The following is a 4,556-nucleotide window of genomic DNA, read 5'->3' as shown; positions in this document are numbered from 1 at the left end:
CCAATCGCTATCTTACCTCCGAGGGGCACCACGTCAGTGACTATGTTTTTCCAGCCGTTCCTCCTAATTATCTCGTCGCTCTCCCTGTCCTCGAAGTTCTTGACAACTATTACCTCGAACCTGTCCCTTGGGGAGCGTCTGCCTTTCAAGGCTTCTGAGCGCGGATGGCAGGTACTGCCTCCTGTTATATGCTGTAACTATGACTGAAATTAGCGCGGTGCTGGAGCTCAAGGCTGCTGACCAGGTGTGGCTCTTCCTGACATATTTTTAACTTTTAAGTTATTGAGATGGCAGCCCTAGGCGTCCTGCAATCATAATTCAATCACAATTATCTAGCTGTTGCTGTAGTGGAGCCCTTTTAATTCCACACATCAGCCAACAGCAGGGCGACACTTGAGGATAGTGCACATGGTTCACAGCTACTGGCCCATAGTGGGCGGCGTGGAGAAGGTCATGAGAAGGGTAGCCGAGGGCATAGCACCAAGGGGCCACAAGATCCACGTGGTCACCTACAACAGGCTCAGGCCTGAAGGCGTCAGCCCGCTCCTGAGGGAAGAGACCATAAAGGGGTCACGTAATAAGGCTCGGGCCCTCGCTCAACTTGAGACTTGATGGCGTAATTTAAATCTAGGTACGACTAAACTAGACCATAGTTGGCGGTCTACATGGCCTGCGTGCTCATGCCCTCCTACGAGAGGCCCTCAATAGTTAGGCTTACCCTAAACTCCTGGGTTAATGCCAAGGACGTAGGGAAGGTAATAGTAGTTGCCGAGTCCTCCAGCCGGGAGGGCCTTAAGCTATACGAGGAGTACCTATCAGAATTTGGCTCTAAGGTTCATTACGTCCTAAACTTAGGAAAGCTGGGTTCTGTAAACGCTAGGAACCTGTTGCTTAAGATGGCGCTGGAAGCGGGATGTAGCCATGCGTTAATGGTAGATGACGATTACATCTTGCCAATGAGCTCGTTTGTGAAGATCATGATTAGGTACCTTGAAGAGATGCCTGAGGTAGGAGCCGTTGGAGGCCGGGTAGTCGTTACGAGGAGAAGGGCCGTGGATCCCGACTTCTTCCTGAACGCGCCCGTGCCCGTAGCCGACGCGCTGAGCAGGGCCACGGGTTACGTATTCCTTGACGTTAAGAACGGCCCCAGATTCGCTGAGTACCTGCCGCCCTTCTTTATGATAAGGGGCGAGCTGCTAGGAAAGGTATGGTACAGTCACGAATTTGAGGCTCCTACTGGGTTCAGGGAAGAGAGCGATATACAGGAGCAAATAAAGAGGCTTGGGTATAGGCTGTTACTGGAGCCAAGGGTCTTCGTATACCATTTAGCAATAGAGGAAGGCGGCAATAGACCCAAGATCAACATGACCGTGCGAATGTACTGGAAGAGCAGGAACAACACAAGGTTTATAAGTAAGTGGACGAGAAGTCCGCTACTTAAAAGTTGGTACCTACTGACGTCCACGCTCCTTCTTGCGACGTACAGGCCTCAGCACCTCCTGGCAATATTGAAGGGCATGAGGGATGGGTCGAGATGAGGATAGTACATGTCTTTCATTCGTACTTTCCTGCCAAGGGTGGAATGGAGAACGTAATTAAGGCCTTAGCCGAGGGCACGGCATCGAGGGGACACGAGGTCCACGTGGTCACAGGCGCTTACAGCGGCAGGCCGGCAGAGGAGGTCGTTAACGGGGTCCGCGTGCACAGGGTCAGGTCCCTGAGGCTTGGCTTCCCTGACCTGACTTACCCCCTGTGCGTGCCCAGGGGACTGCTGAGGTCTGCTGACGTGGTTCACGGGCACAGCCAGAACAGCCTCTTCACCGTTAAAGTCCTGGGGGAGGCGAAGGGCCTTGGCGCTAGGACCGCCATTCACTTCATGGCAGTTGACTCCCTGAGGGACCACCCTAACCCCCTCGTGAGGCTCCTGGGACCCCTTTATAGTGACAGGAACGTGAGGGCAGCGCTAAGGGCCAGCGACCTCAGGCTGGTCAAGAGCTACAGGGACATGGAGGTGCTGAGGACAAGATATGGGGTTGAAACCGTTTACGTGCCTGACGGCGTCAACGAGGGGCTTCTGGCAATGCTTAGCACGGCTGTGAAGGAAAAGGCGTTTGAGCTCAAGGCAGTGATCGTGGAGCCGGGAAGATCAGAGGCAGTACCTGGCGCTCGCTGAGAGGCTCGACGTGAGGGACAAGGTGCTCTTCACCGGCTACATGGACGAAGAGACAAAGGTGGGGGCCATAGATGCATCCCTGGCTTTCGTACTGCCGAGCATCAGCAACTACGCCGAGGCATTCTTCCTCGCAATAACTGAGGCCTGGGCCATGGCAAACCAGTTATAACCTCAGCGTTTGGCGAGTTGCCCTACAGGGTCAAGAACATGGTCAGCAGCCTCCTACTCCCCCTAGGGATTCAAGGGCTTTAGCTGAGGCGATATTGCTGTTGATCCGTGAGGGTTCACTATGCAGTAAGCTAGGACAGGAAGGGCGAAGGTCTGTGTTCACATGGAATAGCATTGTAAATGAACTGCTCAACATGTACTCCAAAGCTCTTAATAGCATGTAATTACCATGTACGTGCTACCTGCTTATGGCTAGGTACCCTATGTTTGTGTCAACTATAACTGTACTATTGCTGGCGAACTCCTGTGCTTGAGACTGTATGAGGGGGAAGTTAGGGCAGACGACATACGCGTAGTACACTGCCGCGCTGTAGTAATATTTTACGTATAGGCCCTGGTTGCACGTCTGGCACAGAACCTGAACACCAGTTGCCATAAAATGGTATTACTCCACTTATGTGTGCGTTTGGCGCTAGCTCCCCGATAAGTTCCGGCTCGTAGTCCCCGCTCTCAGTGACCATGTTAAGGATTGAGAAGCCTCCTCCATTGTCTGGCACAGCCAGCTGGGAATACCCCGTGTACTCAGTGTAAACGCCCAGGAGAATCATTATTGTCAGAACAATTACGCTTGTTGCCAACGCGGCCCTGCGGTGCCTTATAGTGGTTGGCAACAGAGATACGGTGACAGCTAATACACCCGTCAGCATTAATGGCACCCTGTAGGACCACCCAAAGCCGAAGGTGCGGGTATTGAGAGGCCCACTCCGATGAGGCTCGCCCCTCCTACGACTCCGAAGAGCAGCTTACCTTTCACGCTCCTTATCATGGCCAGGGATAATATAAAGGGCAGCAGAAGGTCAAGTATGAAGGTGTAGGCCTCTATCTTTAGGGAATTCTCGTAGGACAGGTAGGCATTGGCAGTTGACTCAGCTATCACCTGGGGGCCTTCGCAAAGAGTTTTTGGAGTATATTTATTACGACGATCCAGTAATAGTGAATGCACCTTTGGACAAAGCCGTAGGAGTCATATACACCCATGGCGAGCCCAGGCATCGACCTCGGCAAGGCTGTCGCAATCCTTGCGGGGAGGGCTAGGGGGCCCTTCTCAGGCTAGGCGAAGCTCGCAGGTCTCGAGGCTCCTTGACTTCCTCTCATCTGTTTAGCCTGCCGAGGGCCTCCAGAATATAACGCCTCATTAGCATGGCCTCCCTGAGGTCTCTCCAGCCTCCCCTGTCTATCGCGTAGTCCCTCCTCACCAGGTAGTGCAGAGGCCTTGGGCTTCCAGTTGCTATTTCCCAGTCAATCGACCTGTGGAAGTAGGTGTTGTACTCGTCGTCAAGGTCGAAGTAGGCCGTGTAGGAGCCCTCTGGCACCTCCTGAGCGTGTAGTCCCCCTCCCCCCGCATGATGAGCCTGGAAGCCTGTACACCCTCATGTTGTAATCCTTGACTATCTCAAGCAGCCTCTCATAGGTTCCGTCCCCTGAGCCCCAGTCAAACACAACCAGCTCCGCGTCTAGGCCTGTAGACGTTCCTCACCGAGGCCTCCACTGTGTTGACCGAGTTCAGCACGGTGCCGTAGAGGCAGAGGCCTTGAGACGCCACTGCAACCACCAAGGTTTTTTAAATCCATAATAAACTTGCTAAAGCCAGGTAGAAATAAATGCCTAATAGAAATAAATTAAAGCTGAGGCGTAGCCTTATGGGCGATGGGGCTGTGAACGTTTGCCTGCTATTAGACGACACTGAGACGCTGGGCGGCATCCAGCTAATGGCTCTTGATACTGTTGAGTCGCTGTTGAATGATGGCTTTCGTGTGACGCTGGTCACTAGGCGAGTAAGTAACTGGTTCTTAAGGAGGCTTCTGGCCATGGGGAGTGTACAGGTAGCTCTCAGAAGGTCCCTGCCAACCTCCACGGCTAACATAATACTGGACTCAGTTCAGTCCTTTCCCAGTGGGTGCAGGCTAAGGTTTAACTTTCACGGCGACGTGCAGCCCGGGGACGCCGATATAATTTACTTTCACCAGTTCAACGTAGACTACGGCTTCAGGAGCAGCGCTAAGGCCAGGTTGAAGCTCCTCCCTCAGTGGGAAGTGAGGAGGGGGTTCCTTAGAAAGGTGAAGGAGAACAACAGGCTTGTCCTGGTGAACTCAACGTTCACGATGGTCGAGGCCAGGCGCTTTTGGAAGCTCACTAACGTTGAGATCCTTCATCT

General features: G+C 53.2%; 9 protein-coding genes. 5 read left to right on the top strand and 4 right to left on the bottom strand.

Annotated features, from left to right (window positions below; all coding sequences use genetic code 11):
• Nucleotides 1-393: 393 nt before the first annotated feature.
• From ACP5H1_RS07975 to ACP5H1_RS07960, 4 genes are read left to right on the top strand one after another with little or no spacing between them, the layout of a single operon-like run.
• Nucleotides 394-612 carry a hypothetical protein gene (locus ACP5H1_RS07975; protein WP_427973866.1) on the top strand — a complete coding sequence of 73 codons (219 nt, stop codon included), beginning with the start codon at nt 394-396 and terminating at the stop codon, nt 610-612.
• 41 nt (nt 613-653) lie between these two features.
• Nucleotides 654-1,538, top strand: a complete 885-nt coding sequence (locus ACP5H1_RS07970) for a glycosyltransferase family 2 protein (RefSeq protein ID WP_427973864.1) — start codon at nt 654-656, stop codon at nt 1,536-1,538.
• Complete coding sequence (locus ACP5H1_RS07965) at nt 1,535-2,173, top strand: glycosyltransferase (RefSeq protein ID WP_427973862.1); 639 nt, start codon at nt 1,535-1,537, stop codon at nt 2,171-2,173. The genes ACP5H1_RS07970 and ACP5H1_RS07965 overlap by 4 nt, the downstream gene beginning before the upstream one ends.
• A gap of 10 nt (nt 2,174-2,183) precedes the next feature.
• Nucleotides 2,184-2,342, top strand: coding sequence for a hypothetical protein (locus ACP5H1_RS07960; RefSeq protein WP_427973860.1), 159 nt, complete (start codon nt 2,184-2,186; stop codon nt 2,340-2,342).
• Between the two features lie 237 nt (nt 2,343-2,579).
• Here the strand turns inward: ACP5H1_RS07960 and ACP5H1_RS07955 are convergent, their stop codons facing one another.
• The 4 genes from ACP5H1_RS07955 to ACP5H1_RS07940 form a co-directional block, all read right to left on the bottom strand.
• Complete coding sequence (locus tag ACP5H1_RS07955; protein WP_427973857.1) at nt 2,580-2,777, bottom strand: hypothetical protein; 198 nt, start codon at nt 2,775-2,777, stop codon at nt 2,580-2,582.
• A gap of 270 nt (nt 2,778-3,047) precedes the next feature.
• On the bottom strand, nt 3,048-3,278 hold the full coding sequence (locus ACP5H1_RS07950; protein WP_427973854.1) for a hypothetical protein: 231 nt from the start codon (nt 3,276-3,278) through the stop codon (nt 3,048-3,050).
• Between the two features lie 214 nt (nt 3,279-3,492).
• Nucleotides 3,493-3,714 carry a hypothetical protein gene (locus ACP5H1_RS07945; RefSeq protein ID WP_427973851.1) on the bottom strand — a complete coding sequence of 74 codons (222 nt, stop codon included), beginning with the start codon at nt 3,712-3,714 and terminating at the stop codon, nt 3,493-3,495.
• Nucleotides 3,677-3,841, bottom strand: a complete 165-nt coding sequence (locus tag ACP5H1_RS07940) for a hypothetical protein (RefSeq protein WP_427973849.1) — start codon at nt 3,839-3,841, stop codon at nt 3,677-3,679. Before ACP5H1_RS07940 ends, ACP5H1_RS07945 begins: the two co-directional genes overlap by 38 nt.
• A gap of 200 nt (nt 3,842-4,041) precedes the next feature.
• Here ACP5H1_RS07940 and ACP5H1_RS07935 point away from each other — a divergent pair.
• A partial coding sequence (locus tag ACP5H1_RS07935) for a hypothetical protein (RefSeq protein WP_427973846.1) occupies nt 4,042-4,556 on the top strand: 515 nt, incomplete at its 3' end.

Origin of the sequence: Acidilobus sp. (assembly GCF_049973875.1) — an archaeon.
Lineage (GTDB): Archaea > Thermoproteota > Thermoprotei_A > Sulfolobales > Acidilobaceae > Acidilobus.
Note: the sequence above shows the minus strand (reverse complement) of the source record. Positions and strands in the feature narration are given on the sequence as shown.